Here is a 25,260-nt window from a genome sequence, read left to right as displayed (position 1 = left end):
CCAGGGGCCGCCGGTGTTGGCGCGGCGGACGCCCTCGTGTCCGATGAGGGTGATGGAAGGTCACTAACGGGTTGGGCCCCGAGGAATCCGCAGTATCCGCAATGGATGAATGAATACGAGAGTCCGCCAGTGGACCGCCGGTTCGTACACTGCGAGGGTGGAAGACCATACGGCCACCAGGATCGCGGCACGTCCGGCGCCCGCCTTGCGGCGGTACGTCGGCTCGTATGTCGGTTTCGATCTTCGTGGGTTCCCGGCGGGGGTGCACTGCGGTCCGCCGGGACGTGTGCTCACTGCGGTGATCAGTCTGTCCGGCCCCTTGCAGGTGTCGGCGGGCGTCGACGACGGGTCGCCGGTCTCCCGCTTCGGCAGCGTGGCCGGCGGTCTGATGCGCCGGTCCGTCGCGATCCGCCACGACGGACGCCAGAAAGGCGTGAAGGTGTCGCTGACACCGCTCGGAGCCCGGGCCGTCTACGGCGTTCCCGCCGCTGATCTCGCCCACCGGCTGATCCCGCTCGACGAGCTCCTCGGGGCGCTCGGCGTCGAGCTGGTCGACCGGCTCCTCGCGGCGACGACATGGGCCGCGCGGTTCGCCGCGCTGGACGAGTTGCTTCTGCGAGCCGTCGCCCGCAGTGCCGGCGGCGACCGCGTGTCCCAGGTGCGCCCCGAGGTGGCCGAGGCCTGGCGTCGCCTCTTGGCCGCGCGGGGCCGCGTCCAGGTCGGGGCGGTCGCCGCAGAACTGGGCTGGAGCCGCCGGTACCTCACCGAGCGATTTCGCGATGAGGTGGGCCTGTCGCCGAAGACCTTCGCCCGGGTTCTGCGCTTCGAGCACGCTCACGAGCTGGCCACCGCGCACGATCCGCTTCCGTGGGCCGCTGTGGCCACCGTCTCCGGCTACGCCGACCAGGCCCATCTCGTCCGGGACTGGAGCGAGTTCACGGGCCGGTCGCCGACAGCATGGCGTCGAGGCGAAGTCCTGCTCGGGACCGGGTAGTCGCCGACCGGCTGCCCATCGCGCCGGTTTCCGTTCCCTTTCCTTCAAGACCATCCGGTTGCCGTCCTGTGACGATCGTCGGCATGAGACTCGTCAATCACGAACCCCATGCCATCGACCTGCGGACCACCCCCGTGCACCTCGGGCTGGGGTCCAGAGCGAAACCCGTCGAGGGCTTCGCCTGGGACCCTGAGGTGCTCCACGCCTACAGCGCCGCGGTCGCGGCGGACGGCGCCGAGGGCCGGATGGTGACGATCTTCGACGGCGACGGCCCCGGCGACCACTGGGAGCGCCACCCCGCCGGCGACGAACTGGTCGTCTGCCTCAGCGGGTCGGTAACGGTCACCCGCGAGGTGGACGGAGTGCCCGACCGGGTCGCGCTCGGGCCGGGCGAGGCCACCGTCAACCCGGCCGGTACATGGCACGCGGTCGACATGGCGGGGCCGGCGTCCATCCTGACCATCACCGCCGGCCTCGGCACCGACCACCGTCCCCGGTCCGAAGCCCGACCGACCGAGCACGCCGGCACGTCCGGCCCCCGAACAGCGTGACGACCCGTGTCGCGTGCCTCGGCGACAGCCTCACCCGCGCGCAGCTCAGCGTCGACTACCTGGACCTCCTCGAACGACGCCGCCCTCCCGGCGACATACGGCTCGCCCGCTTCGGCGTCAACGGCGACTTCGCGTACAACCTCTCACGGCGCCTCGATGCCGTCCTCGCGGACCCGCCCGACGTGATCACCGTGCTGATCGGGACCAACGACGCCCGAGCGGGCCTCGCGGACTACCCCGTCGAGCGGGCCATGAGGCGCAAACAACTCCCCGAGCGCCCGTCGGCCGACTGGTTCCAGCAGTGCCTGGGAGCCGTCGTCGAACGGCTGCGGACACAGACCGACGCGACGATCGCTCTGCTGTCCCTCCCCGTCCTCGGCCAACAGCTCGACGGAGCCGCGGCGCGGGCGTCACAGGCGTACAGCGGCATGATCGCCGAGGTCGCCACCACCAACAAGGCGGCCTACCTCCCGCTCCACGAACGCCAGACCGAGGAACTACGCCGGGCGGACCCGCCGCCGATCCCCTACCGGGACCCGACGCCGGCGGCGAGCGTCGGCGTCCTCGTCCGGCGCGCCGTGCTGCGCCGCAGCCTCGACACGATCTCGCGGCGCCGAGGTCTCGTGCTCACGACCGATCACATCCACCAGAACAGCCGCGGCGCCGCCCTCGTCGCCGAGGTCATCGACACCTGGCTCACGGCCCGCAGCGCGTAGCCGGTTCCTGCGGCGGCCCCTTTCCTGCGCATTCGGTTCCCATTCTTTCCGGGGCAGGCAACGACGAACGTCCTCGGCTACCACGACGAACCCACCACCCGCCGGCTCAACGAGACCGGCGGGACCTGGAGCCGATACGCCGTTGGGGATCACACACGGTCACCGGCGGGTTGGGTTCCACGGGGAACCGGTGACAGGTGATCACGAGAGTCCGCCAGTGCCAAAGCCCTTGCCCGCCGCGGGCCGGTCTTCCGGCGTGATCTGCCCGAGCGGTGCCGCTGTCCGGCCCTCGGGTGGGTGGTCGGCGTCGTCTCGTCTGCTTCGCTGCCCCGGCCGGGGCGGTCGGGGCAGCGAAGAGCAACGTGCAGGAAGCCCTTTGTCCGCGGTCTCATCGTGGCCGGGTCAAGGAGAAACGTGGCCGTGGTCGGGCAGTAGCAGAGGTGGGCAGGGAGTCAGGTCGGGTTCGCGGTCGGGCCGGCCACCCTGGACGAGGGGGCCCGGTTTGGCCCTTGTGGCCCCGATTCGCCGGTTTCGGCCCGAGGGGAGATTTCTCTGGCCCCTGTCCAGAAGCCGGCGGGCCGAACCTGCCGGGACGTCGCCGGGACCGGCACGGCACCCGTACGTCAGGAGTTCGCCGTGTCGCCGATCGTTCCCTTGTTGCCCTTGTTGCCCTTGTTGCCCTTGCTCCTCGGGCGTTTCTGATGGCTCTTGGACGGTGTCGCGGAGCCAGCGGTGACCGCTGCGACGGTGGGGGTGCCGTTGGGCCTCGACCCCGGTTCGCGACCGGGGGATGTTCACAGCTTTTGGGTTCTGGCACAGATCAAGGTCTGTGCCAGAACCCACGACCCGTGAACAAAGCCAACCATCCACGGATGACGGAGCACCCCTCACCGATACACGGCTGAGCGGTTGCCGTGGGGTGCCTGACACACGGATGAGATCAACCGGAAGCTCCCCGAGTTCAAGATCATGCCCACGCGGAACGGCCCGATGCCGTTCCTCCGTACATGCCCGCCCGGCCTCATGTCCGGCGGGGAACGAACGGGAGTCACACATGCGCAAGTGGATGAGCCGAAGGACGGCCGCCGTCCTGACGACCGGGGCCGTGGCGATCACGACCGTGGTCAACGCCTTGCCGGCACAGGCCATCGTCGGGGGTACCGAGTCCACCCAGCCGTATTCGTTCATGGTCTCGCTTCAGTACGACGCTCCCCGCCCGGACGGACACCGGTGCGGGGCCGTGCTCATCGCTCCGCAGTGGGCGGTGACCGCGGGGCACTGCGCCAACTCCCCCACGGGCGCGAAGGCGGGCGTTCCCCGCGGCTGGAAGGTCCGCGTCGGGTCACTGGACGTCACCAACGGCGGCGAAGTCGCCGAGGTCGACAGGTTCTACCGGCGTCATGCCACCTACGACCCCCCGGGCGAGGACATCGCGCTGCTGCACCTGCGCAACCCGGTGCAGGCCAAGCCCGTGCGGGTGGCCGGGACCACGCCTGCCGTGAAGACGCCCGTCCGCATCCTCGGCTGGGGCCCGTCCTCGGAGGACTGCGAAGACTTCGACGACTCCACGTGCTTTTCCAGCAGGTTGCGCGAGGCCGAGACCGAGGTCGTGCCGGACAGTGAGTGCTGGGACGAGGGCGACGCCACTTCGACCTTGTGCATCGGCCGCCTCACTCCTCCTGTCGGGCCGGGGACGACGGACTCCGGAAGTCCCGCCCTGGTGCGCGCGGGCAGCGAATGGGAACTGTCGGGAGTGGTCACCGGTGCCAGCGCCAAGGGCGCCAACTTCCCCGGTCTGTACGTCGATGTCACGAAGAACTCCGCCTGGATCAACGGCATCGTGAGCGGCACCGACGTACCGCCGTTCGACCCGGTCCCGAACGTGGAGGGCGCGGCCAAGGTGGGCGACTGCCTGGGTTCCGTGGTGCGCACCCCCACCGCGCGTCCCAAGGACCCGGCGCTGGTGCTGACCAACGGGCACTGCGTGCCGAGCGGCCGGCCCGTGCCGGGAAAGGCGCTGGTGGACCGGCCCGCCGATCTGAAGAAGCCGGTCACCATCGCCGACACCACCGGCTACACCCGGACCAGCGCCCGCGCGACCCGGCTGGTGTACGCGACGATGACGGGCACCGACATCGCGCTGTACCGGCTGGACAAGACCTACGCCCAGTTGGCCGCGGAGGGCGCGAAGGTCTTCCGGCTGTCCACCGTCCCGATGCGCAAGGGTGACCGGCTGACCATGGCCCACGGCTTCCACCGTCCGTCGTGCACGGTGGAGGCCGTGGTGCCGCACCTGCGGGAGGACGGCCACCAGCAGGACCGTGCAGTGCGCTACGCCACCGGCGGCACCTGCGTCAGCAGGCCCGGCTACTCCGGCACCGCACTGCTGGCGCCCGACGGGAACACGGTCGTGGGCATCAACAACACCCACAACCGCGACGGCGAGCAGTGCACCGACAACAACCCCTGCGAGGTCGGCCGGGACGGATCCGTGACCGCGGTGAAGGGCCGCGGTTACGGCCAGCAGGTCCATCAGATCGCTGCCTGTCTCACCGGGGGCTCCCGGTTGAAGCTGTCCCGCCCGGGCTGCACGCTGGCCAGTGCCGCATCCCCGTCGTCCACCGCCGCGACCGGCACGGGGCAGCCGTGACCACGGCCTTCGGCCCGGTCGCCGGCGTCCGGGTGGCGCGTCGCTGAAAGCCGGGCCGGCCACATCGTGGTCCACGGCCTCCGGCTGACGTGCAGCGTGAGTATCCCGAGGGCCAGCCGCATCAGCCCTTTGACCTGCGGATTCAGGTTGGCGGAGGCTCAGCGGCATCGGCGGGTCCCGGGCTGACCAGCAGGAGTCGCCTCCCGCATGGCTGCGACGGCATGCAATGGCGGGGACCCCACGTGCCGTAGATCTGCAGCCGTCCGTCACCGGTCTTCTTGGTGCCGGTCCAGCCACACGTCAGCTACTCGCAGCAGTCCTCTCGTCTCCCGAGGGGAAACGCCACGTACGTGGGGCCGAGTAGTTGTGCCGTCTCCACTTGGCCCGGTACGGGTTGGCACGGATCCGGACCGGCGGGCCGGTGGCGGGTGAGGAGGGAGGTCACAGGGCCGGCACGGCCGGGGCAGGCCTGGCGCAGGCGCCGATCCGGTTCGTCTCCCGGTCTCGATGACGGCCGCTCCAGGTCCGTGCCGGGTCTGTCAGGCGTGCGCGGCCGCCTCCAGGGGGCTCAGAGCGGCGGCCCTGCGGGCGGGGACGGCGGCCGCGAGGACGCCGGTCACCAGGGAGAGCAGGCACACCAGGAGCAGTGTTCCCCAGGGCAGGGCCAGGGTGTACTGGTCGATGGCGCCGTTGGCGAGGGAGCCGACCGCCCAGGCGGCGAACAGGCCGCCCGCGAGGCCGAGGAGGGTCCCGAAGCCGGTGACGGTCAGGGCCTCCACGCGGATCATGCGGCGGATGCCGGCGCGGTCCATGCCGAGGGCGCGCAGGGCGCCGATCTCGCGGGTGCGTTCGGCGACCGACATGGCCAGCGTGTTCACGATGCCGAGCGCGCTGATGACGACGCCGATGCCGAGCATGCCGTACATCACGTGCAGCAGGTCGCCCATGGTGCCCGCCGCCTCGCGGACGAGCTGGTCCCGGTCCTGCACCGTGAGCAGGGGGTTGTTGCCCACGGCGGTGCGCAGCCGGGTCTCCGGCACCGCCGCCGGGCTGTCGGTGCGCAGCAGTACGCGCTGGACGGAGCCGGGCAGGAAGCTGTTCGCCGCGACCTCGGCACGGCTGCCGAGCGTGTCGCGGGCGACCGGGTTGTCCTTGTAGACGCCCACGACCCTGTACGCGGTGAACTGCCCCGCGCGGCCCAGCCGGACGTTCAGCAGGCCGCCGGTGGTCACCCCGTGTTCCCGGGCGGTGGAGGTGGAGATGGCGATCCGGCCCGGGGCCAGCTCCTCGGCGGAACCGGAGACGAAGTCGAGCTTCATGGTGTCGCGTACGGCGGCGGGGTCGACGCCGGAGATCCGGCGGACGCCGCTGCCGGTGAACAGGGTCGAGTCGGTGATCGGGTGCGCGGCGCGTACACCGGGGGTGTCGGCCAGCCGTCGTACGGCACCGGGGTCGATGCCCGTCGTGGTGGAGCGGGTGCTGACGACGTAGTCGGCGCCGAGCCCGGCCGCGGCCCGGCGGTCGAGGGCCTGCCCGGTGGAGTGTCCGATGACGGCGAGACCGGTGACGAGGCCGGTGCTGATCAGCAGGGTGGCGGCGGTGGCCGCGGTGCGGCGCGGGTCGCGCAGGGCGTTTTCGCGGGCGAGGCGGCCGGTGACCCCGAGGCGCCCGGTCAGCCGCCCCGTCAGCCGGATCACCGGGGCGGCCAGCAGCGGAGCCAGCATGATCAGGGCGGCGGCGAACAGGCCGCAGCCGGCCATCGCGTCACGCAGGTTCTCCTCCGAGGCGTCCTGGGCGCCGCTGAGGGACACCAGCCAGCCGGCGCCGAGGACGAGGAGGGCGAGGCCCACCGCTCCACGCAGCCGGAACCGCTGTGCCACAGGCGGTTGTTCGGCCGTGCGCATCGCCTCCATGGGCGAGGTCCTGGCGGCCAGGCGGGAGGGCAGCCACGCGGCGAGCACGGTGACGCCGACCCCTGCACCGAGCGCCGCCGCGACCGGGCGCGGGCCGATCACCAGGGGGCCGGTGGGCAGGGCGCTGTCGCCGCCGCCCAGGACGTGGGGCAGCACCGCCGCGATGCCGAGCCCGAGCAGGAAGCCGGCCACCGAGGCCGCCAGACCGACTGCGAGGGCCTCCAGGAGGACGGAGCGCGACACCTGGCGGCGCGAGGCGCCGACCGCCCGGAGCAGCGCGGTCTCGCGGGTGCGCCGTTTCACGAGCATGGTGAAGGTGTTGACGATGAGGAACGAGCCGATGAAGAGCGAGACTCCGGCGAAGACCATCGGCACCTTCTCGTAACCGCGGGTCAGGGTGTCGACGAGGACGGCCTGTTGGGCCGCCTGGGCCTGGCCCGTGGTGGCCTCGGCGCGGTCGGCGGGCAGCATGGCCGTGACCCGGTCGGCGAGTTCGGAGGCGGTGGTGCCGGGCGCGGCGGTCAGGTCGACGCCGGTGTAGTGGCCGGGGGCCGAGAACAGTTGCTGCGCGGTGGTCTTGTCGAAGAGGGCGAGGGTGCCGCCGGCGGTGACGCGGGTGTCGTCGGTGGTGACGATGCCGACCAGCCGCTTGGTCATGACGGGGCCGTCCGTGGCCAGGGTGACCGTGTCGCCGATGCGGAGGCGGCCCGCGGCGGCGGTGCCGCGGTCCACGGCGATCTCGCCGCCGTTGGCGGGGGCGCTGCCCTCGGCCAGCGGGTACCGGCTGTCCTTGCCGTCCCTGCCGGGTATGTACGCGCCGGCCAGGTGGGACCAGGCCCGGTCGGCCCGCAGCGGGCTGCCGTCCGCCGCGTTCAGGACGGCCGAGCCGTCGACCGACGGGCGTGCGGCGGCGACGCCGGGCACCCGGGCCAGTTCCGTGACGAGCGTGTCGTCGAGCACGCCGGCGCGCGGCCTGCCGTCCGTAGCGGGGCCGGGGGCCTTCTCGGTCACGGTGACGTCGATCCCGGCGAAGGTCTTTGACACGGCGGCGCGATGGGCGGCGGCGGTGGAGTCCGCGAAGACGAGGGTGCCGCTGACGAACGCGACGCCCAGGCAGACGGCGAGGACGGTCATGGCCAGCCGGGCCCTGTGGGCCAGAAGGTTGCGCAGGGCTGTTCTCAACATGGGATGTGCGGGCTTTCCGGGAGGTTTTGGGGAGCTCGGGGACGTCCCCGGGCGGTGCGGGACGGGCGGCGGGAGTGCGGCTCAGCCGCCGTGGGAGCGGGAGCCCAGGCTCTTCATCAGGTCGAGGACGCGGTCCGGGGTGGGCCGGGCCAGCTCTTCGACGAGGCGCCCGTCGGAGAGGAACACGACGCGGTCGGCGTAGCCGGCGGCCACGGGGTCGTGGGTGACCATGACCACGGTCTGTCCCAGCTCGCGCACCGAGTGGCGCAGGAAGCCGAGGACCTCGGCGCCGGCGCGTGAGTCGAGGTTCCCGGTGGGCTCGTCGCCGAAGACGATCGCCGGGCGGGAGGCCAGGGCACGGGCGACGGCGACGCGCTGCTGCTGGCCGCCCGACAACTGGGCGGGCCGGTGGCCCAGACGGTCGGAGAGGCCGACCGTGGAGACGACCCGGTCCAGCCACGCCGGGTCCGGGCGGCGTCCGGCGATGTCCATCGGCAGGGTGATGTTCTCCAGCGCGGTCAGCGTCGGCAGCAGGTTGAACGCCTGGAAGACGAACCCGATCCGGTCCCGGCGCAACCGCGTGAGCTCCCGGTCCCCGAGGCCGGCGAGTTCGGTGGTGCCGACGCGCACCGACCCGGACGTGGCGGAGTCGAGTCCGGCGGCGCAGTGCATCAGCGTGGACTTGCCGCAGCCCGACGGACCCATGATCGCGGTGAACTCGCCCTCCCGGAAGGCGATGTCGACCCGGTCCAGGGCGACCACCCGGGTGTCGCCGCTGCCGTAGACCTTCGTCAGGTCGGTGGTGGCGGCCGCGATGCCGGTCGTCGGGTGCGGGGGCAGGAGGTCGGCGGTCATGGGGCTCCTCTTCTCGTACGGAAAGACGCACGTGAAGGGTGTCCGGGAAACGTATCGGGACCTGGTCCGTCGCGTATCGGTGGCCGCTCGGGCGTGCGGCAAGGGCGTAGCGGGCCGGACACGGGAAAGGGCCTCCCCGCGGTCCGCGCGTCGAGAGCGCGGGCAGCAGGAAGGCCCTGAGGGGGTGCCGCCCCTACCGGCGCCCGCTCAGCGCGACGACCCTGCGGGCGAGCGCGCCGACGGCCAGGAGCGTCCCGCCGAGGAACAGCCCGATCGCGCCGAGCACTCCGGCGGGCTGTCCCGTCTCGCCCGCCGCGGTGTTCGCGGTGAGGCCGCCGATGACGAGCAGCAGGGACAGGACGGCGATGAGCGCACCGGTGCCCAGGGCCCCGTAGGACAGGGCGGCGGTGCGGAAGGACGGGTTCATGGTGGCCTCCTCGGGATGGGTCCCGCACCGGGTACGGCATGGGACGTGGTGTCCTTCGAAGGGTGGCGGAGCAACGTATCGGGTCCTGAGCCGCCGTGCATCAGTGCCCGCTCCACCGCGTACCGGCCCCGCGTCCGTTCGTCACGCGGGCAGCCGCAGGGTGGCGACGGCCCCTCCGTCCGGGGCGTTGGCCAGCAGCAGTTCGGCGCCGAGGACCCGGGCCTGGCCGAAGGCGATGGTGAGCCCCAGGCCGTGACCCGAGCCGCGTTCCCGCGCTCCTGTGTGGAAGCGGCGCGGGCCGTGGAGCAGCAGGTCGTCAGGGAAGCCGGGACCGTGGTCACGGACCACGACCGTCGGTCCGTCGACGGTGACCCGGACCGGGCCGCATCCGTGACGGTGGGCGTTGACGACGAGGTTGGCGACGATCCGTTCCAGGCGGCGCGGATCGGTCTCCACCGTCCGCCCGGAGCCGTCGGCGGTCCCTGCGGCCTCCGACAGGTCGCGGACCTCGGTGGCGAGACCGGTGCGGGCCGCCGCCTCGGCGACCACGGCGCCGAGCGGCACCCGGACGCGGACCGGTTCCTCCGCGCCGGCGTCCAGGCGGGAGATCTCCAGGAGGTCCTCGACGAGGTCGCGCAGGTCGCGCACCCTCGCCCGCAGCAGGTCCTCGGTCTCGCCGGGCGGCAGGAGGTCGACGGCGGCGAGCAGTCCTCCGACGGGGGTGCGCAGCTCGTGGGCCACGTCCGCGGTGAACCGGCGCTCGGTGCGCAGCCGCAGCGCGAGGCTGTCGGCCATCCGGTCGACGGTCGCGGCGATGTCCGCGACCTCGTCACGGCCCTTCGTGGGTCCCGTGCGGGCGTCCAGGTCCCCGGTGGAGATCCGCGCCGCGGTCGCGGCGACCCGGCCCAGTCTCCGGGAGAGGAGTCCCGCGCCGTAGACGGCCAGAGGAACGGCGGCCGTGAGCGCGACGAGCGAGGCGACCGCCATGGCCGCGTCGAGGCGCGACAGGTTGGCGCGGTCCGGGTTCAGGTTGATCTGGACGGCGAGGACCGGGCTGCCGGGGCCGCCGGTGCGCTGGGCCCCCCAGACGCTCGGCCCGACGTTGCCCTCGACGTGCCCGTCGTAGAGGCGGTGCCGTCGGTCGTCGGCCGGGGCCCGCAGCGCGGCGGGCAGACCGCCGGGGTCGAGCTCGGCGCCGTCGGTGAGGACGCCGGTGCGGCGGTAGACGTCCATGGCCCCGTACAAGGTGTTCAGCGCCCGCGCCTCCCCCCGGCTGCGGATGTCCTGGGCGGTCCACAGGTGCACCAGGACACCGACCGCCGTCACCACGAGCAGGGCCGTGGCCCCGGCGAGCGCTGCGATCTTCCGCCGCAGCGAGGTGCGGCCCGCCCACGGCCCGCAACGGGGACGCACGATCACCGCTGGAACTTGTACCCGAAGCCCCGGACCGTCTCGATCCGGTCGCGGCCCACCTTCCGGCGCAGCCGCTGCACACACAGGTCCACGACGCGGCTGTCCCCGTCCCAGCCGTACTCCCACACGTCCCGCAGGAGCGTGTGCCGCTCCAGCACGACCCCGGGGTGGGCGGCGAACTCCAGCAGGAGCTTGAGCTCCGTCGGGGTCAGTGCCACCGGCCGGCCGGCGAGGGACACCTCCATTCCGGCGGTGTCGATCCGCAGGTCCCCGAACTCCAGCACGTCCCCCGTGGCCGGCCGGCCCTCGCCCGGCGCCGGACCGCCCGGAGGAGCGGGCGCGTACGTGGCGCGCCGCAGCAGCGAACGCATGCGGGCCACCAGGACGTACGTCTCCACCGGCTTGGCGACGTAGTCGTCCGCCCCGGCCTCCAGCCCGGCGACCACGTCGAGCCCGTCGCCGCGGGCGGACATCATCAGAACCGGCACCAGACTGGTCTCCCGGACCCTGCGGCACAGCCCGATCCCGTCGAGGCCGGGCAGCATCACGTCGAGGATCAGCAGATCGAAGTCCTCCTCGCGGAAGACCTCCAGCCCCGTGAGCCCGTCGGTCGCCGCACGCACCTGGTAGCCGTAGCGCTCCAGGGCGACGGAGAACGACCGGCGCATCAGGTCGTCGTCCTCGACGAGGAGCACGCGGGCGGTCTGCGCGGAGGAGGCGGGCGAGGGCAAGGGGGGCTCCTGTTCGGGCGGTGGTGGACGGGCGGACGGCCCGACGCCCCGCCCCGGCGCGCGGACGACCGTCCCACGACCGAAACGATACGGCAGACAGCGCCCGAATTGCCGCGTTCGCCGACCGGGCCCCGGCCCGGAGGCACACCCGAGTGCCAGCCGATACACAGCGGATACAAACCCCGGCTCCCAGGGGAGGCGGGAGCCCCTCGCTACGGCACGGATCGGGTCCGTGCGGCCAACCCAGCGGTGCGTCTCCCGTGACACCGGCTTCCCAAGGGCCCGGTGAAGCCGACCTGCGGATGTGCCGTGCCGGCAGCGGAGCGGGAGTGACGCGACAGCTGTCGGACACTGCCTCCTCGCCCGGCACCACAACGCCCGGTACTCCTGACCGCCACGTTCGTCCCTTCCGGCTCCTCGCCTCTGTCCAGCACGTCCGCGCCGGGCGGCGCCACGTGCCACGAACTCACCGAACCACGTGGCGCTGCGCCTCGACCAGGACGCGGTCCGGGGCGTGGGTCCCCGCCCCGGTGGTGATGGTGGTCTCCAGTTGCTCGGCGGCTGAGTCGCAGAACGCGATCCGTGCGCGGCGCGGGCCGTGCTGCGGGGCCGTCAGGCGACGGGACGAGGTCCGGGTCCTCGACCGGGCCCGCACCCAGAGCGAGATCGATGCCGAGCGCCACCAGCGGCTCTCCGGCCGCGAACCCGACCTGCTCGGCCACTGGACCTTCGACGGGCCGAGCAGTCCGCCGTGCCCGATCGAGGGCTGCCAGGCAGTGGTCCCGCAGGAGTCGCTGAACCTGTTGGAGGGCCTCACCGTCGAGGTGTTCGTCCGGATCGACCGGACCGGAGCCCCGATGAGCCTGCTCGCCAGGGGGGCCGTCGTCGACGGCGGACAGGCCGGTGTCCCCTACCAGTTGAGTGTGCCGGCCGGCGGGCGGCTGGAGTTCGCGTTCGCCGTAGACCGACGGCAAGGCCGTCGGCTACGCCTCCCACCGGCCGGTGCGGGCCGGCGCCTTCCAGTGGATGGCTGTCGTCCGGGAACGGCACAAGCCCGACGCCACGGCTGCCGGACACCGGGGCACGTCACCGCACTTGGAAACCGACACACCTTTGGTTAGGTTAGCCTCACCTAAGAACGACGGAGAGCGTCTCGGCGGTGCCAACCCTTGGGGGCGGTGTCTCGTCCGGACAGCGTGCGGCCCAGTGCCCGCGACCACCCGCGCGCCAGGCAGTTCGGAGCGCCTTCCGCATCCGATTCCGTCGCCGTTCCCGACCCGAGGCAGAGCCGTGTCCATTGAATTGCCGCCGTCCGCCGCCCCGCGATCGTCCTACCCGGTCGACGTGCTCCCCCCTGCGGTACGGCACCGCCTGCGGGAACTGACGCAGGCTCCCGTGCCGGTTTCCGCCTACGTCTACGACGGGAACGTCGCCGTCGCTCGCGCGCGGGAACTGCGCCGCGCTCTCCCGGACTGGGCCGCCGTCCACTACGCCGTGAAGGCGAACTCCTTCCCCGGGGTCGTCCGCGCGCTGGCCCCGCACGTCGACGGCTTCGAGGTCGCCTCCTGTACGGAGCTCGAACTCGCCGTGTCGGCGAAGCCGGTGGCGCGCGGCGTGCCCGCTCCCGTGGTCGCCGCGGGTCCCGCGAAGTCCGTCCCCGTCCTCACCGCCCTGGTCCGGGCCGAAGTCGAGGCGATCAACGCCGAGAGCCTGCTCGAACTGCACCGGATCAGCCGGATAGCCGTCGCCGAAGGCATCCGCGCCAGGGTGGCGCTCCGCGTCAATCCCGCCACCCTCCCCGTCACCGGGTCGCTCCACATGGGGGGAGTCCCCTCGCAGTTCGGGGTCGCCGAGCCCGACGTGCCGGGTGTGCTCCGCGAGGCCAGGCGGCTGCCCGGCCTGGACCCGGTCGGCTTCCACATCCACGCCGCGTCCAACAACCTCGACGCCGATGCCCATGCGGCGTACCTGCGCTGGTGCGTCGAGTGGAGCCTCAGGACCGCCGTGGACAACGGAATCGACCTGCGCCACATCGACATCGGCGGCGGCATCGGAGTCGCCTTCGAGGGCGAGAAGCCCTTCGACATCGCGCGCTTCGGCGAGCTGGCGGCGGCCGTCGAGGTCCCGACGGGCGTCAGGGTCGTACTGGAGCCCGGCCGCTTCCTGGTCGCCGACTGCGGCTGGTACGCGGCCGAGGTGACGGACGTCAAGGAGTCGTACGGAGAGACGTTCGTGGTGCTGCGCGGCGGCATCAACCACTTCCAGCTGCCGACCTCCTGGGACATCGTCCACAACATGGCGGTGCTGCCCGTGGCGGACTGGCCCGAGGATCTTCCCCGCCCGTGCGCCGAAGAGACACGCGTGACGGTCGTCGGCGAGCTCTGCACCCCGGAGGACACCCTGCTGCGCGACGTCCGGGTGGACCGGGTGCGCGCCGGTGACCTGGTGGTCTTCCCGTACGCAGGGTCCTACGGCTGGGAATTCGCCATGCACGGCTTCCTCGGCCATCCCGTCGCCGAGCGCCATCTGCTCTGAGGCACGCCGGGCCGCACGGGACTCCGGCCCCCGCACCGTCCAGCCGCTCGCCCCTCCTCTTTTCCTTGTTCTCCCCTCCCGTCCCTGGTTCCCCCTGCTCTCCCCTCCCCTCCCTGGAGCCGTACACCATGACCGTGCACCCCGCCGAACGCACCGGCACCGAACCCCTCGACGCCGGTCGCACCGCCGGCCTGGCCGACGCCATTCTGGAACGGCAGCGCGCCCGGGAGTCCTCGGCCCGCACGTATGCCCGGTCGTTCCCCATCGTGCCGGCCCGCGCCCAGGGCATGACCATCGAAGGGGCCGACGGCCGCCGCTATCTCGACTGCCTCTCCGGAGCAGGCACCCTGGCGCTCGGTCACAACCACCCGGTCGTCACGGAGGCCCTCCGGCGGACCCTCGGCAGTGGCGCGCCGCTGCACGTCCTGGACCTGGCCACGCCGGAGAAGGACGCGTTCACCGACGCGCTGTTCGCCACGCTGCCCAGCGGTTTCGCGGACAGGGCCCGCGTCCACTTCTGCGGGCCCGCCGGAACCGACGCGGTGGAAGCCGCGTTCAAACTGATGCAGACCGCCACGGGGCGGCGCGGCCTGGCCGCGTTCACGGGTGCGTACCACGGGATGACCGCGGGGGCCCTGGCCGCTTCCGGCGGTGTCACCACCAAGCAGCCGGTCCCGGGGATCGCCGCGGACGTGACCCGGCTCCCCTACCCGTACTCCTACCGCTGCCCGTTCGGTGTCGGCGGGGAACGCGGCGCCCGGCTGTCCTCGGTCTACACCGAACGCCTGCTGGACGACCCGAACGGCGGGGTCGTCCCGCCCGCCGCGATGATCCTCGAAGCCGTGCAGGGCGAGGGCGGCGCCGTACCGGCTCCCGACGCCTGGCTGCGCGACATGCGCCGCATCACTTCGGAACGCGACATTCCGCTGATCGTCGACGAGGTGCAGACCGGTGTCGGGCGCACGGGCGCCTTCTGGGCCGTGGAGCACAGCGGGATCGTGCCGGACGCGATGGTGATGTCCAAGGCGATCGGCGGCGGCCTGCCCCTGGCGGTACTCGTCTACCACGAGGACTACGACGGCTGGCTGCCCGGCGCGCACACCGGCACCTTCCGCGGCAACACCCTTGCCATGGCGTCCGGTACGGCGACCCTGCGCCACGTCGTCGAGGAGGGCCTGACCGACCGGGCCGCCGTGGTCGGCGCCCGGATGACGGAGCGGCTGAACGCCCTGCGCGGGGCGCTCCCCGCGATCGGTGACGTGCGCGGCCGGGGTCTGATGATCGGCGTCGAGCTGGTCGACCCCGAGGCCGAGCCGGACTCCTGCGGTGCGCGCCCCGCCGCCCCGCAGGTGGCCGTGCAGGTCCGGGCCGCCTGCCTGGAGCGCGGTCTGATCGTGGAACTGGGCGGCCGCTACGACTCGACAGTCCGGCTGCTGCCCCCGCTGGTCATCACCGACGAGGAGGCCGAAGCGGTACTGGACCGCCTCGCCGACGCCATCGCCGCGGTGACGGCCCCTCAGGGCCGGGGCGTGCGGGCATGACAGAGGAGAGTCACGGCCGGGCGACGGCCGACAGGGGGCTCGGCACGGCCCGCGAGCCGCACGACGAGCGGGGAGGGCCCGGGCGGCCGGACCTCGGACGGAGGCATCCGGGACAGCCGGAGCCCGTATCCGCACGCGGCGTCCCGCGCCCCGGGGCGGCTTTCCGGGGCGGCCTCGACGCCGTTCCGCGCACCGCACTGTCCGGTGCCCCAGGAGGGCCCGCCGTCCTGGAGCCGCTGGTGCACACCGTGCTGGAGGCCCTGGCCAAGGGTGCGGCGCGGCGCGGCGGGCCCGTGCCCGCCGGTGCCCCCGGTGAGCTGGCCGCGCGGTTCGCCCGGGAGTTCGCCGAGGCGGAGGGCGACGGTGCGCTGCGGCAACTGACCGAACTCCTGGCGTACGGCAGCGCCGACCCCGCCGACCCGTCCTGCGCCGCGCACCTGCACTGCCCGCCGCTGGCCGTCGCCGTCGCCGCCGACCTCGCGGTGTCCGCCGTCAACCCCTCCCAGGACTCGTGGGACCAGGCGCCGGCCGCGACCGCGGTGGAGACCCTGCTGCTCCAGGAGCTGGCCCAACTCGTCGGGTACGAACCGGCGGAGGCCGCCGGAGTGCTCACCTCGGGCGGCACCGAGTCCAACCTGATGGGCCTGATGCTGGCCCGCGACCGGGTGCTGGGCGGTGCGCTCCGGCGGCAGATCGAGCTGAGCGGCGTACCCGGCGCCGGGCCGCGCCCGCGGATCTTCGCCTCCGCCGCCGCGCACTTCTCCGTGCAGCGCTCGGCCGCCCTGCTCGGGCTCGGGGAGGACGCGGTCGTCTGCGTGCCGGTCGACCGCGAACTGCGCATGAGGCCCGACGCCTTGGCGTCGGCGCTCCGCGACTGCGTCGCGCGCGGTGAGCTGCCGGTGGCCGTCGTCGCCACCGCCGGAACCACGGACACCGGGGCGGTCGATCCGCTGCGCACCTGCGCGGCGCTGGCCGTCGAGTTCGGCGCCTGGCTGCACGTGGACGCCGCGTACGGCGGCGGCGCGCTGCTCTCGGACGAACTGGCACCGCTGGTGCGCGGCATCGCCCTCGCCGACTCCGTGTCCCTGGACTGGCACAAGCTGGGCTGGCAGCCGGTCGCCGCGGGCATCTTCCTCGTCCGGCGGGCGGAGACCTACGCCTCGCTCGCCCGCCGGGCCGTCTACCTCAACCCCCAGGACGACGAGGAGGCGGGCTACCCCAGCCTCCTCGGCCTCTCGCTGCGCACCACCCGCCGCGCCGACGCCTTCAAGATCGCCGTCACCCTGCGCACCCTGGGCCGCGAAGGCCTGGGCCGGCTCGTGGACGCCTGCCACGCGCTGGCAGTGGGCGGCGCGGAGCAGGTGCGGGCCCGTCCCCGGCTGGAGCTGCACTCCGTACCGGTACTGTCCGCCCTCCTCTTCCGCTACCTGCCCGAGGGCGCCGACCCCGCGCACACCGACCGCGTGAACGCGGCACTGCGCCGCCGGCTGCTGCGAGAGGGCCGGGCGGTCGTGGGCCGTACCGAGCTCCCGGGCCGGGGCCCGGGCCGGGTCCGGCTGAAGCTGACGCTGCTCAACCCGCACACCACTCCGGCCGAGGTCGAACGCCTGCTGGACGCGGTCGTCGCGGCCGGGCTCGCGGAGGAGGAGGACCGGTGAACCGGACCGACGACCACCACGTCCGTACGGCGGCCGCCTCGGGCGCGCAGGGCCCCCTCGGCCCCGACCCGCTCGACGATCCCGACGCCCTGCGCGCCGCTGACGCCGCGGCGACGGAGACCCTACTGCGTGCCTACGTACGGGAGACCGGCACCGAGGTGCCGGCCGCCGGGCGGACCCTGCTGCTCGGCCTGCCCGCCAGCCGCCTCACCCTGCGGGTGCCCGTGCGCTACCGGTCGGCCACCGGCTGGCACCGCTTCGGGCCCCCCGCCGTGGTCACCGGCGACGACAGCGAACCACTGCCGGCCGACGCCTCGCTGGTGGCGGCGGCGCTGATCCGGCAGACCACGCTGGGGCGCGGCGTGCTCCCGCACCACGGGGGCGACGCCGTGGCCCGGGTGCTGAACTCCGCCCGCCGCACCGCCGCGCACCTCGTCCACCGGCGCGCCGAGGGCGGCGGGCGGGGGCCGACCCCGTTCCTCGACAGCGAACAGGCGCTGCTCCTGGGCCATCCCTTCCACCCCGCGCCCAAGAGCCGGGAGGAGGCGTCGGACACCGAGCTGGAGGCGTACTCGCCCGAACTGCGCGGCTCCTTCCCCCTGCACTGGTTCGCCGCCCACCCGGACGTCGTCGTGGGCGGCGGCGCGGACGGCCGTCCGCCGGCGGAACTGCTGCGTCCGCTCGCCGCCGGACTCGAGGTGCCCGACGGCATGGTCGCCGTGCCCGCGCACCCGTGGCAGGCCAGGGAGGTGCTGTCCCGGCCGGAGGTCGCCTCCCTGCTCGACGCCGGTCTGCTGCGTCCGCTCGGTGCGGCGGGCCCCGACTGGTACCCCACGTCCTCCGTGCGCACCGTGCACCGGCCGGACGCCGAGGTGATGCTGAAGCTGTCCCTGGGCATGCGGATCACCAACTCCCGGCGCAACAACCTGCGCGGCGAGATGCGTCTGGGCGTACGGGCCGCGCAGTTGCTGGCGGCGGGCCCCGGCCAGTGGCTGCGGGCCGAGCACCCGGAGTTCGGCATCCTGCGCGAGTTCGCCTGGATCTCGGTCGGCGCCGAAGGGCCGGAGACGGGCCTGGAGACCGCGATCCGGGACAACCCCTTCCGGGGCGGCGGCGACGGCGCCCCCGAAGGACTGTGCGTGGCGGGGCTGCTGGCCGAGCGCACCGGCCCCGGCGACGGCACCCCGCCGCGTCACCGCGCCCTGCTGGGCGAGGCCGTCGAGCGCGCCGCGCGCGCCCTCGGCGTCCCCGTGCCCGAGGCGTCCGAGCGGTGGCTCACCCGCTACCTCGACGTCCTGGTCGTCCCCCTGGTCCGCCTCCACGCGAAGTACGGCATCGCGCTGGAGCCGCACCACCAGAACACCCTGGTGGCCCTCGACGCCCACGGGCTGCCCCGCGCCGGCTGGTACCGCGACAGCCAGGGCTACTACCTGGCCGCCTCCCGCGCCGACGCCGTCGAACGGCTTCTGCCCGGCGCCACCGGCGGCGTCGAGCTCGTCTTCGACGACGCCTTCGTCGACGAACGGGTGGCCTACTACCTCGGCATCAACAACCTGCTCGGCCTCGTCGGCGCGTTCGGCGCACTCGGCCTGGCCGACGAGCGCGCCCTCCTCACCACCGTGCGCACCGCCCTGGAGCGGCTGCGCGCCGCCGAGCCCGGCGCCGGGGGCCTGCTCGACCTCCTGCTCGACGCACCCGTACTGCGCTGCAAGGGCAACTACCTGACCTGCGTGGACGGACTCGACGAACTCGTCGGCGACGTCCACACCCAGTCCGTCTACATCGATCTCCCCAACCCCCTCACGGAGGCCCAGCGGTGACCGCTCCCCCGTCTTCCGACGACCGGAACCTGCCCTACGACCTGGTCGGCGTCGGCATCGGCCCGTTCAACCTGTCCCTGGCCGCGCTGGCGGACTCGGTACCCGGCTTCCGCACCCTCTTCCTGGACGCCAGGCCCGCCTTCTCCTGGCACCCGGGCCTGCTGATGGAGGGCACGACGCTCCAGGTGCCGTTCCTCGCGGACCTGGTCACCATGGCCGACCCGACGAGCCCCTGGTCGTACCTGAACTACCTCCGCGCCCACGAGCGGATGTTCAAGTTCTTCTTCTCCGAGCGCTTCCACATCCCGCGCCGGGAGTACGACCACTACTGCCGCTGGGTCGCCGAGCGGCTGCCCTCCTGCCGCTTCGACGCCCGGGTCACCTCCCTGGAATGGGACGAGGGCGCGGACGCGTTCGCCGTCGTGCACCGCTCAGCCGCCGGCGCCGAGACCCGCGTCCTGGCCCGCCAGGTCGTACTCGGCGTGGGCACCGCCCCCGTCGTCCCCGAACCGCTGCGCCCGCTGCTGGCCGACGACCGCACCGGCCGGGTGCTGCACAGCGCCGACTACCGCACCCACCGCGCCCGCCTCGCCGCCGCAGAGGACGTCACGGTCATCGGCTCCGGCCAGTCCGGTGCCGAAGTCGCCCTGGACCTGCTCCGCCACCAGGACGGCGAAGGGCGGGGCGGCCCGCACGTGCGCTGGTTCGCCCGCACCACCGCCTTCGCCCCGATGGAGTACTCCAAGATCGGCCTGGAGCACTTCACCCCGGACTACATCCGCTACTTCCGCGCGCTGCCCGAGGTCACGCGCGAACGGCTGGTGCGCGAGCAGTGGCAGCTCTACAAGGGCGTCAGCGAGGAGACGCTGGGGGAGATCTACGACGAGCTGTACGAGCGCACCATCGGCGGCGGCGAACCCCGCGCCACCCTCCAGCCCGGCGTGGAACTCGTCGCGGCCCGGGCCGACGGCGACGGCTACCTGCTCACCTGCCGCACCCAGCAGCAGGACACGCTCTTCGAGGTGCGCACCTGCGCCGTTGTCTCGGCCACCGGTTACACCGCGTCCCGCCCGCAGTTCCTGGAGCCGATGGGCGACCTCGTCGACTGGGACGACAGGGGCCGCTACCGGATCGACGGCGAGTACCGGGTCGCGCTCGACCCGCGCGTGCGCGGCACGCTCTACGTCCAGAACGCCGAGATGCACACGCACGGCGTCGGCGCTCCCGATCTGACCCTCGGCGCCTGGCGTGCCGCCACCATCCTCAACACCGCCGCCGGACGCGAGATCCTGCCCCTGGCGCCCCGCCAGGCGTTCACCACCTTCGGCGCACCGCGGCCGCCCGTGCCCGCCGGGCCTGTGGAGGTCCCGGACGAGGCGGCCGCCGAGACCCCGGCCGGCACGCCGCGATGACGGTCGCGGGGAAGTCCGCGCCGCCCCCGGGCGGCAGGACGCGCCACGCCAGGACGGTGCTCATCTCCGTCATCGGCCTCCACCTGGTGGCCGAGACGGCACTGACGCCCTTCCTGCCCCAGCTCTTCGCGCGGCTGTACGGCATCGAGGACCCCGGGGCGACCGGACTGTACATCTGGATCTGCCGCGTCGCCGGGCTGGCCGCGCTGCCGCTGTGGGGGCTGGCGGCCCGCCGCTGGCCGCTGCACCGACTGGTGCTCGCCGGGCTCTGCGGGACGGCCGTCCTCGACCTGCTCCTGGGCATGGCGCCCAGCTATGCCGCGTACACGACCCTGTCGACGCTCATCGTGACGACCAACAGCGCGCTGCTGCTGGCCTATCCGGCGTTCATCGCCGAGTACGGCGACGCGTCGCAGGACGGGGAGCGGGCCCGGCTGACCGGCGTCTGCACGCTGGTGGTCGTCTTCCACCTGTCCGTCGTGGTCTCGACGACGGTGGGCGCCGGAGTGCTCGCGCTGCCGGAACCCCGCATCGGCATCTCGGCGTTCGCGGTCCTGGACGCGCTGCTGGCCGTGTTCACGTACCGGATTCTCGGCAGCCGCCGCGACGGGGAGCCCACCGCACCGGCCGCGGCGGCCGCGACGTCCGTCGCCGGCGGGCACGGGCCGCCTGCGCCCGCCGGCGCCGGCCCTTCCGCCCCGGCCGTTCCCGTACCGGCCGCCTCCACCGGGCGAGGGGCGTCGAGTCGCCTGACCCGGTTCACGGTGCTCGCGTACGCGGCGCTGATCGGCGTCGCCTTCGACTTCTCCGTCAACGTCGCCCGGCCGTTCTTCACCGAGTTCTCCGAGGGCCTCGGCAGCGGTCCGGCGGGGTCGGCCGTGCTGTTCTTCCTGCCGAGCGTGTCCGCGCTGGCCGTGCTGCCGCTGGTACGCCGCTGCCACGACCGGTTCGGCGACCGGTTGCTGCCGCTCGCCCTGGCCGCGGCGGCGGCCGGGACGGCCTGGTCGTGGCTGGCCGGTTCCCTGCCGGGACTGGTCGGCGGCAGGCTGCTGTTCGGTGTCGGACTCGGCCTCGGCCACGTGGCGGTCGAGCTGCGGATGTTCCGCGCGACCGGCACCGAGGGGCCCGCGTTCACCGCGGTGGAAACGGTCCGCTCGGCCGGTCTGCTCGCCGCGCCGCTGGCGGCCACCGCCGCCGTCTCCCACGACCTGGCACTGCCGCTCGCCGTGGCGGCCGCGGTGCAGCTCTGCGCCGCCGCCCTGTCGGTACGGCGCTTCGGGAACGCGGCCCCGGAACCGGGGGCGGGGCAACCGGAGCGTACGCCTTCAGGGGCGCCGGCCCCGGGCGCGCCCGCCCCGACGGCGCCCGGCTCGCGTGTGCCCGGCCCGGACGGACACGCTGCGGGCCCGCCCGCCCCGGCGGGGTCCGGCCCGGGGCCGCTCCCTCCCGGGACGCCCGGCTCACGTGCGTCCGCTCCGGGCGGGCGCGACCCGGCCGCGCCCGCCGCCCCCGTGACCGTGCACGACACGGCCCCGGCGCCGCGGGACGAGGCGAAGGCGGCCTCCACGTCCGTGCTGCTGCGGCGGCGCCCCGCTCCCCTCGCCGCCCCGGCCCCGCCCCCGTACTCCGAGGAGAACCACCGATGAACCGCACCACTCGCGACGCCTGGGCCCAGGCGGGCCGGCGGCTGCTCGTCAAGGCCGTGGAGGAGTTCGCCTACGAGGAACTGCTCGTCCCGGCGGCGGACCCGGCGGCCGGCGTCCCCGACGCGTACCGGCTCGACCTCGCCGACGGGGTCCACTGGACGTTCCGGGCGACGCGCGGCACCTTCGGCACCTGGCGGCTGCTGCCCGACACCCTCCAGCGGCACCCGGCACCCGCCGACGGCAGCACCGCAGGCCCCGAGCAGCTGCTGCTCGACGCCCGGCCGGTACTCGGCTGGGACGGCCCCACCACCGCCGAGGTGCTGCGCGAACTCACCGCCACCCGGCGGGCCGAGACCGAGGTCCTCTCCCGCGCCCTGCCCGCCGCCGCACTCGCCGACCTGGACCACCTCGACCTGGAGGCCCACCAGGACGGGCACCCGTGCATGCTGCTCAACAAGGGGCGTCTCGGCTTCTCCGCCTCGGACGCCGCCGCGTACGCCCCCGAGGCCGCCGGTTCCGTGCACCTGCTCTGGGCCGGCGTCCACAGCAGCCTCGCGTCCTACTCCGGGGTGCCCGGCCTCGACGAGGACACCCTGCTGGCCGAGGAGCTCGACGAGGACACCCGCGAGCAGTTCGGGGCCGCGCTCCAGGAGACGTGCGCCGGAACCGGCTTCGAGCCCGCCGACTTCCGGTGGCTGCCGGTGCACCCCTTCCACTGGGACGAAGCCGTGGCGACCCTCTTCGCCCCGTATCTCGCCGACGGCCGGATCGTGCTGCTCGGCGAGGGCCCGGACCGCTACCGGCCGCTCCAGTCCATCCGCACCCTGGCGAACCTCGACCACCCGCACCGCCGCAACGTCAAGGTGCCGCTGCTCATCCGCAACACCCTCGTCTGGCGCGGCCTGTCGACGGGGCCCACCGAAGCCGCCCCCGACGTCAGCGCCTGGCTGCACGCCGTCCGCGACGCCGACCCCTACCTCCGCGACGAGTTGCGCTTCCACCCGCTCGGCGAGGTGGCGGGCGTGGCCGTGCACCACCCGCTGTACGAGGCGGTCGAGGACGCCCCGTACCGCTACCACGAACTCCTCGGCGCGGTGTGGCGCGAGCCGGTCGCGGCGCTGCTGGGCGAGGGCGAACAGGCCCGCACCATGGCCGCCCTGCTCAAGACCGGATCGGACGGCCGCGCCCTGGTGAGCGAACTCGTCGACAGGTCCGGGCTCTCCCCGCACGCCTGGCTGGAGCGCTTCTTCGGCGCCCTGCTGCCCGGCCTGCTGCACAGTCTCTACCGGTACGGCGTGGCCTACTGCCCGCACGGCGAGAACACGGTCGTCCTCTACGACGCCGCCGACACCCCGATCGGCATCGCGGTCAAGGACTTCGCCGAGGACGTCAACCTGCTGCCCGGCAGCCACCCGGAGTACGCCGGGCTCTCCGCGCGCGCCGACGCGCTGCTGCTGCGCTGGCCGGCGGGCGAGCTGGCCCACTCGCTGCTCAGCGCGGTCTTCGCCGGGCACTTCCGGTTCTTCGCCCCGCTGGCCGCCGAACACCTGGACGTGCCCGAGGAGGAGTTCTGGGCGATGGTCCGCGCAGAGATCGGGCGCTACCACGCCCGCTTCCCCGAACTGGCCGACCGGTACGACGACTTCGGCCTGCTGGCCGCCGAGTTCGACCGGGTGGCGCTCAACCGTGAGCAGCTCCTCGGCGGCGGCTTCCACGACCGCGCCGAGAAGGACGAGGGTTTCGATCTGGTCCACGGCACCCTCCGCAACCCCCTTGCCACCCCGACCGCCGCCTCCGGTGCGCCCCGGGCCCCTCAGGAACACCAGGAGCAGATATGACCGACTCGCCGTACGAAGAACTCCGCGTCGCAGCGGACGAGGGACGCGTCGAGGAAGTCGTCGTCAGCGTCCCCGACCTCCAGGGCAGGCTCCAGGGCAGCAGGCTGTCCGTGCCGTACTTCCTGGAGGAGGCCGCCGGGAACGGCTTCGGCGCCTGCGTCTACCTCCTCGCGTCCGACGTCGAGATGGGCACCGGACCCGGTTACGCGATCGACGCCTGGCAGAGCGGTTTCGGCGACTTCGTCCTGCGGCCCGACCCGGCGACGCTGCGCACCCTCCCCTGGGACCCGGGCACCGCGCTCGTCCTCGCCGACGCCGTCTGGCCGGGCGGGACGCCGGTCGAGGTGGCCCCGCGCCACGTCCTGCGCACCCAGCTCGACCGGCTCGCCGAGCGCGGCCTGACCGCCTTCGCGGGCACCGAGCTGGAGTTCCTGGTCTTCCACGAGACGTACCGCCAGGCCTGGGACCGCCGCTACCAGGGCTTGGAGACCGCGACCGCGTACAACGTCGACTACTCCCTCCAGGGCCTGGCCGGGATCGAACCCGTGGTCCGCCGCATCCGCCGGGAGATGGGGCGCGCCGGGCTCCGCATGGAGACCGCGAGGGGCGAGTGCCACGCCGGCCAGTACGAGATCGTCTTCCGCTACGACGAGGCGATGACGACCTGCGACAACCACGTCGTCTTCAAGAACGGCGCGAAGCAGATCGCCGCCCAGGAGGGCGTCGCGCTGACCTTTATGCCCAAGTACGACGAGGGCGAGGGCAACTCCTGCCACATCCACCTCTCGCTGCGCGGCACCGACGGTTCCGCCGTTCTCGCCGACCCGGCGGCGCAGGACGGCATGTCCGAGCTGATGCGCCACTTCGTCGCGGGCCAGCTCGCCTGCCTGGCCGACTTCGCGCTGCTGATGGCGCCGAACATCAACTCCTACAAGCGCCTCCAGCCGGGCGCCTTCGCCCCCACCGGAGTCTCCTGGGGCCGGGACAACCGCACCTGCCCGGTGCGCGTCGTGGGCTCCGGCCACTCCCTGCGGATCGAGCACCGGGTGCCGGGCGGCGACGCCAACCCGTATCTCGCCGTGGCCGCCGCGGTGGCCGCCGGCCTGTACGGCATCGAGCACCGCCTCGAACTCCCGGCGCCGCACACCGCCAACGCGCTGGCCGACCCGTCGGTGCGGAGGCTGCCCCGCACGCTCACCGAGGCGCTGCACCGGTGGGAGAACAGCGAGCTCGCCGCCAAGATCTTCGGCGAGGCCGTCGTCGGTCACTACGCGCAGGCCGCCCGCACCGAACTCGCCGCCTTCGAGACGGCGGTCACCGACTGGGAGCGGGTCCGGGGCTTCGAACGCCTGTAGGGGACGCCCGCGCCGCCGGG

At 73.6% G+C, this 25,260-nt stretch carries 18 protein-coding genes; 12 read left to right on the top strand and 6 right to left on the bottom strand.

Annotated features, from left to right (window positions below; all coding sequences use genetic code 11):
* The first annotated feature begins 157 nt into the window (after positions 1–157).
* The 4 genes from ACZ56L_RS04745 to ACZ56L_RS04730 all read left to right on the top strand — a co-directional run bounded on the left by ACZ56L_RS04745 (position 158) and on the right by ACZ56L_RS04730 (position 4,911).
* The gene (locus ACZ56L_RS04745; RefSeq protein WP_471061509.1) at positions 158–994 is read left to right on the top strand and encodes a helix-turn-helix domain-containing protein; all 837 of its coding nucleotides are present in this window, start codon (positions 158–160) and stop codon (positions 992–994) included.
* An 83-nt stretch (positions 995–1,077) separates the two neighbouring features.
* The gene (locus ACZ56L_RS04740; protein ID WP_471061506.1) at positions 1,078–1,545 is read left to right on the top strand and encodes a cupin domain-containing protein; all 468 of its coding nucleotides are present in this window, start codon (positions 1,078–1,080) and stop codon (positions 1,543–1,545) included.
* Positions 1,542–2,261: an SGNH/GDSL hydrolase family protein gene (locus tag ACZ56L_RS04735; RefSeq protein WP_471061503.1), complete on the top strand. Its 720-nt coding sequence runs from the start codon at positions 1,542–1,544 to the stop codon at positions 2,259–2,261. The genes ACZ56L_RS04740 and ACZ56L_RS04735 overlap by 4 nt, the downstream gene beginning before the upstream one ends.
* Positions 2,262–3,315: 1,054 nt before the next feature.
* Entirely contained in the window at positions 3,316–4,911 is a 1,596-nt protein-coding gene (locus tag ACZ56L_RS04730) for a trypsin-like serine protease (protein ID WP_471061500.1), read from the top strand.
* A 539-nt stretch (positions 4,912–5,450) separates the two neighbouring features.
* On the opposite strand, the gene ACZ56L_RS04725 is transcribed toward ACZ56L_RS04730, so the two are convergent.
* The 6 genes from ACZ56L_RS04725 to ACZ56L_RS04700 all read right to left on the bottom strand — a co-directional run bounded on the left by ACZ56L_RS04725 (position 5,451) and on the right by ACZ56L_RS04700 (position 12,252).
* Positions 5,451–8,009 (bottom strand): ABC transporter permease, encoded by a 2,559-nt coding sequence (locus ACZ56L_RS04725; protein ID WP_471061497.1) that lies wholly within the window; start codon positions 8,007–8,009, stop codon positions 5,451–5,453.
* A gap of 81 nt (positions 8,010–8,090) precedes the next feature.
* Positions 8,091–8,864 (bottom strand): ABC transporter ATP-binding protein, encoded by a 774-nt coding sequence (locus ACZ56L_RS04720; RefSeq protein ID WP_468684879.1) that lies wholly within the window; start codon positions 8,862–8,864, stop codon positions 8,091–8,093.
* Between the two features lie 193 nt (positions 8,865–9,057).
* Positions 9,058–9,291, bottom strand: coding sequence for a hypothetical protein (locus ACZ56L_RS04715; RefSeq protein WP_468684877.1), 234 nt, complete (start codon positions 9,289–9,291; stop codon positions 9,058–9,060).
* Between the two features lie 141 nt (positions 9,292–9,432).
* The gene (locus tag ACZ56L_RS04710; protein ID WP_471061492.1) at positions 9,433–10,710 is read right to left on the bottom strand and encodes a sensor histidine kinase; all 1,278 of its coding nucleotides are present in this window, start codon (positions 10,708–10,710) and stop codon (positions 9,433–9,435) included.
* Complete coding sequence (cseB, locus tag ACZ56L_RS04705) at positions 10,707–11,372, bottom strand: two-component system response regulator CseB (protein WP_471061710.1); 666 nt, start codon at positions 11,370–11,372, stop codon at positions 10,707–10,709. The genes ACZ56L_RS04710 and cseB overlap by 4 nt, the downstream gene beginning before the upstream one ends.
* Before the next feature lie 529 nt (positions 11,373–11,901).
* Positions 11,902–12,252: a hypothetical protein gene (locus tag ACZ56L_RS04700; RefSeq protein ID WP_471061489.1), complete on the bottom strand. Its 351-nt coding sequence runs from the start codon at positions 12,250–12,252 to the stop codon at positions 11,902–11,904.
* 527 nt (positions 12,253–12,779) lie between these two features.
* Between ACZ56L_RS04700 and ACZ56L_RS04695 the strand changes: the two genes are divergently transcribed.
* The 8 genes from ACZ56L_RS04695 to ACZ56L_RS04660 all read left to right on the top strand — a co-directional run bounded on the left by ACZ56L_RS04695 (position 12,780) and on the right by ACZ56L_RS04660 (position 25,240).
* Positions 12,780–13,970, top strand: coding sequence for a type III PLP-dependent enzyme domain-containing protein (locus ACZ56L_RS04695; protein WP_471061486.1), 1,191 nt, complete (start codon positions 12,780–12,782; stop codon positions 13,968–13,970).
* 128 nt (positions 13,971–14,098) lie between these two features.
* Complete coding sequence (locus ACZ56L_RS04690) at positions 14,099–15,511, top strand: diaminobutyrate--2-oxoglutarate transaminase family protein (RefSeq protein WP_471061483.1); 1,413 nt, start codon at positions 14,099–14,101, stop codon at positions 15,509–15,511.
* The gene (locus ACZ56L_RS04685; protein ID WP_471061480.1) at positions 15,508–17,169 is read left to right on the top strand and encodes a pyridoxal phosphate-dependent decarboxylase family protein; all 1,662 of its coding nucleotides are present in this window, start codon (positions 15,508–15,510) and stop codon (positions 17,167–17,169) included. Before ACZ56L_RS04690 ends, ACZ56L_RS04685 begins: the two co-directional genes overlap by 4 nt.
* Positions 17,166–18,989, top strand: a complete 1,824-nt coding sequence (locus ACZ56L_RS04680; protein ID WP_471061477.1) for an IucA/IucC family protein — start codon at positions 17,166–17,168, stop codon at positions 18,987–18,989. The genes ACZ56L_RS04685 and ACZ56L_RS04680 overlap by 4 nt, the downstream gene beginning before the upstream one ends.
* On the top strand, positions 18,986–20,401 hold the full coding sequence (locus ACZ56L_RS04675; RefSeq protein WP_471061474.1) for a lysine N(6)-hydroxylase/L-ornithine N(5)-oxygenase family protein: 1,416 nt from the start codon (positions 18,986–18,988) through the stop codon (positions 20,399–20,401). Before ACZ56L_RS04680 ends, ACZ56L_RS04675 begins: the two co-directional genes overlap by 4 nt.
* Complete coding sequence (locus ACZ56L_RS04670) at positions 20,398–22,047, top strand: hypothetical protein (RefSeq protein WP_471061471.1); 1,650 nt, start codon at positions 20,398–20,400, stop codon at positions 22,045–22,047. The genes ACZ56L_RS04675 and ACZ56L_RS04670 overlap by 4 nt, the downstream gene beginning before the upstream one ends.
* Positions 22,044–23,885 carry an IucA/IucC family protein gene (locus tag ACZ56L_RS04665; protein ID WP_468684861.1) on the top strand — a complete coding sequence of 614 codons (1,842 nt, stop codon included), beginning with the start codon at positions 22,044–22,046 and terminating at the stop codon, positions 23,883–23,885. Before ACZ56L_RS04670 ends, ACZ56L_RS04665 begins: the two co-directional genes overlap by 4 nt.
* Positions 23,882–25,240: a glutamine synthetase family protein gene (locus ACZ56L_RS04660; protein ID WP_471061467.1), complete on the top strand. Its 1,359-nt coding sequence runs from the start codon at positions 23,882–23,884 to the stop codon at positions 25,238–25,240. The genes ACZ56L_RS04665 and ACZ56L_RS04660 overlap by 4 nt, the downstream gene beginning before the upstream one ends.
* The last annotated feature ends 20 nt before the right edge of the window (positions 25,241–25,260 follow it).

The sequence above is a fragment of the Streptomyces sp. NPDC039736 genome (genome assembly GCF_055596485.1).
The sequence above is the reverse complement of the archived record's forward strand: the minus strand, read 5'-3'. Positions and strand labels throughout refer to the sequence as shown.

Bases quoted from the DNA above. Each gene is read 5' to 3' on its own strand.
- ACZ56L_RS04685 (WP_471061480.1), top strand. From the start codon at position 15,508: ATGACAGAGGAGAGTCACGGCCGGGCGACGGCCGACAGGGGGCTCGGC.
- ACZ56L_RS04725 (WP_471061497.1), bottom strand. From the start codon at position 8,009: ATGTTGAGAACAGCCCTGCGCAACCTTCTGGCCCACAGGGCCCGGCTG.
- ACZ56L_RS04665 (WP_468684861.1), top strand. From the start codon at position 22,044: ATGAACCGCACCACTCGCGACGCCTGGGCCCAGGCGGGCCGGCGGCTG.
- ACZ56L_RS04730 (WP_471061500.1), top strand. From the start codon at position 3,316: ATGCGCAAGTGGATGAGCCGAAGGACGGCCGCCGTCCTGACGACCGGG.
- ACZ56L_RS04690 (WP_471061483.1), top strand. From the start codon at position 14,099: ATGACCGTGCACCCCGCCGAACGCACCGGCACCGAACCCCTCGACGCC.
- ACZ56L_RS04720 (WP_468684879.1), bottom strand. From the start codon at position 8,864: ATGACCGCCGACCTCCTGCCCCCGCACCCGACGACCGGCATCGCGGCC.
- ACZ56L_RS04715 (WP_468684877.1), bottom strand. From the start codon at position 9,291: ATGAACCCGTCCTTCCGCACCGCCGCCCTGTCCTACGGGGCCCTGGGC.
- ACZ56L_RS04660 (WP_471061467.1), top strand. From the start codon at position 23,882: ATGACCGACTCGCCGTACGAAGAACTCCGCGTCGCAGCGGACGAGGGA.
- ACZ56L_RS04740 (WP_471061506.1), top strand. From the start codon at position 1,078: ATGAGACTCGTCAATCACGAACCCCATGCCATCGACCTGCGGACCACC.
- ACZ56L_RS04670 (WP_471061471.1), top strand. From the start codon at position 20,398: ATGACGGTCGCGGGGAAGTCCGCGCCGCCCCCGGGCGGCAGGACGCGC.
- cseB (WP_471061710.1), bottom strand. From the start codon at position 11,372: ATGCGCCGGTCGTTCTCCGTCGCCCTGGAGCGCTACGGCTACCAGGTG.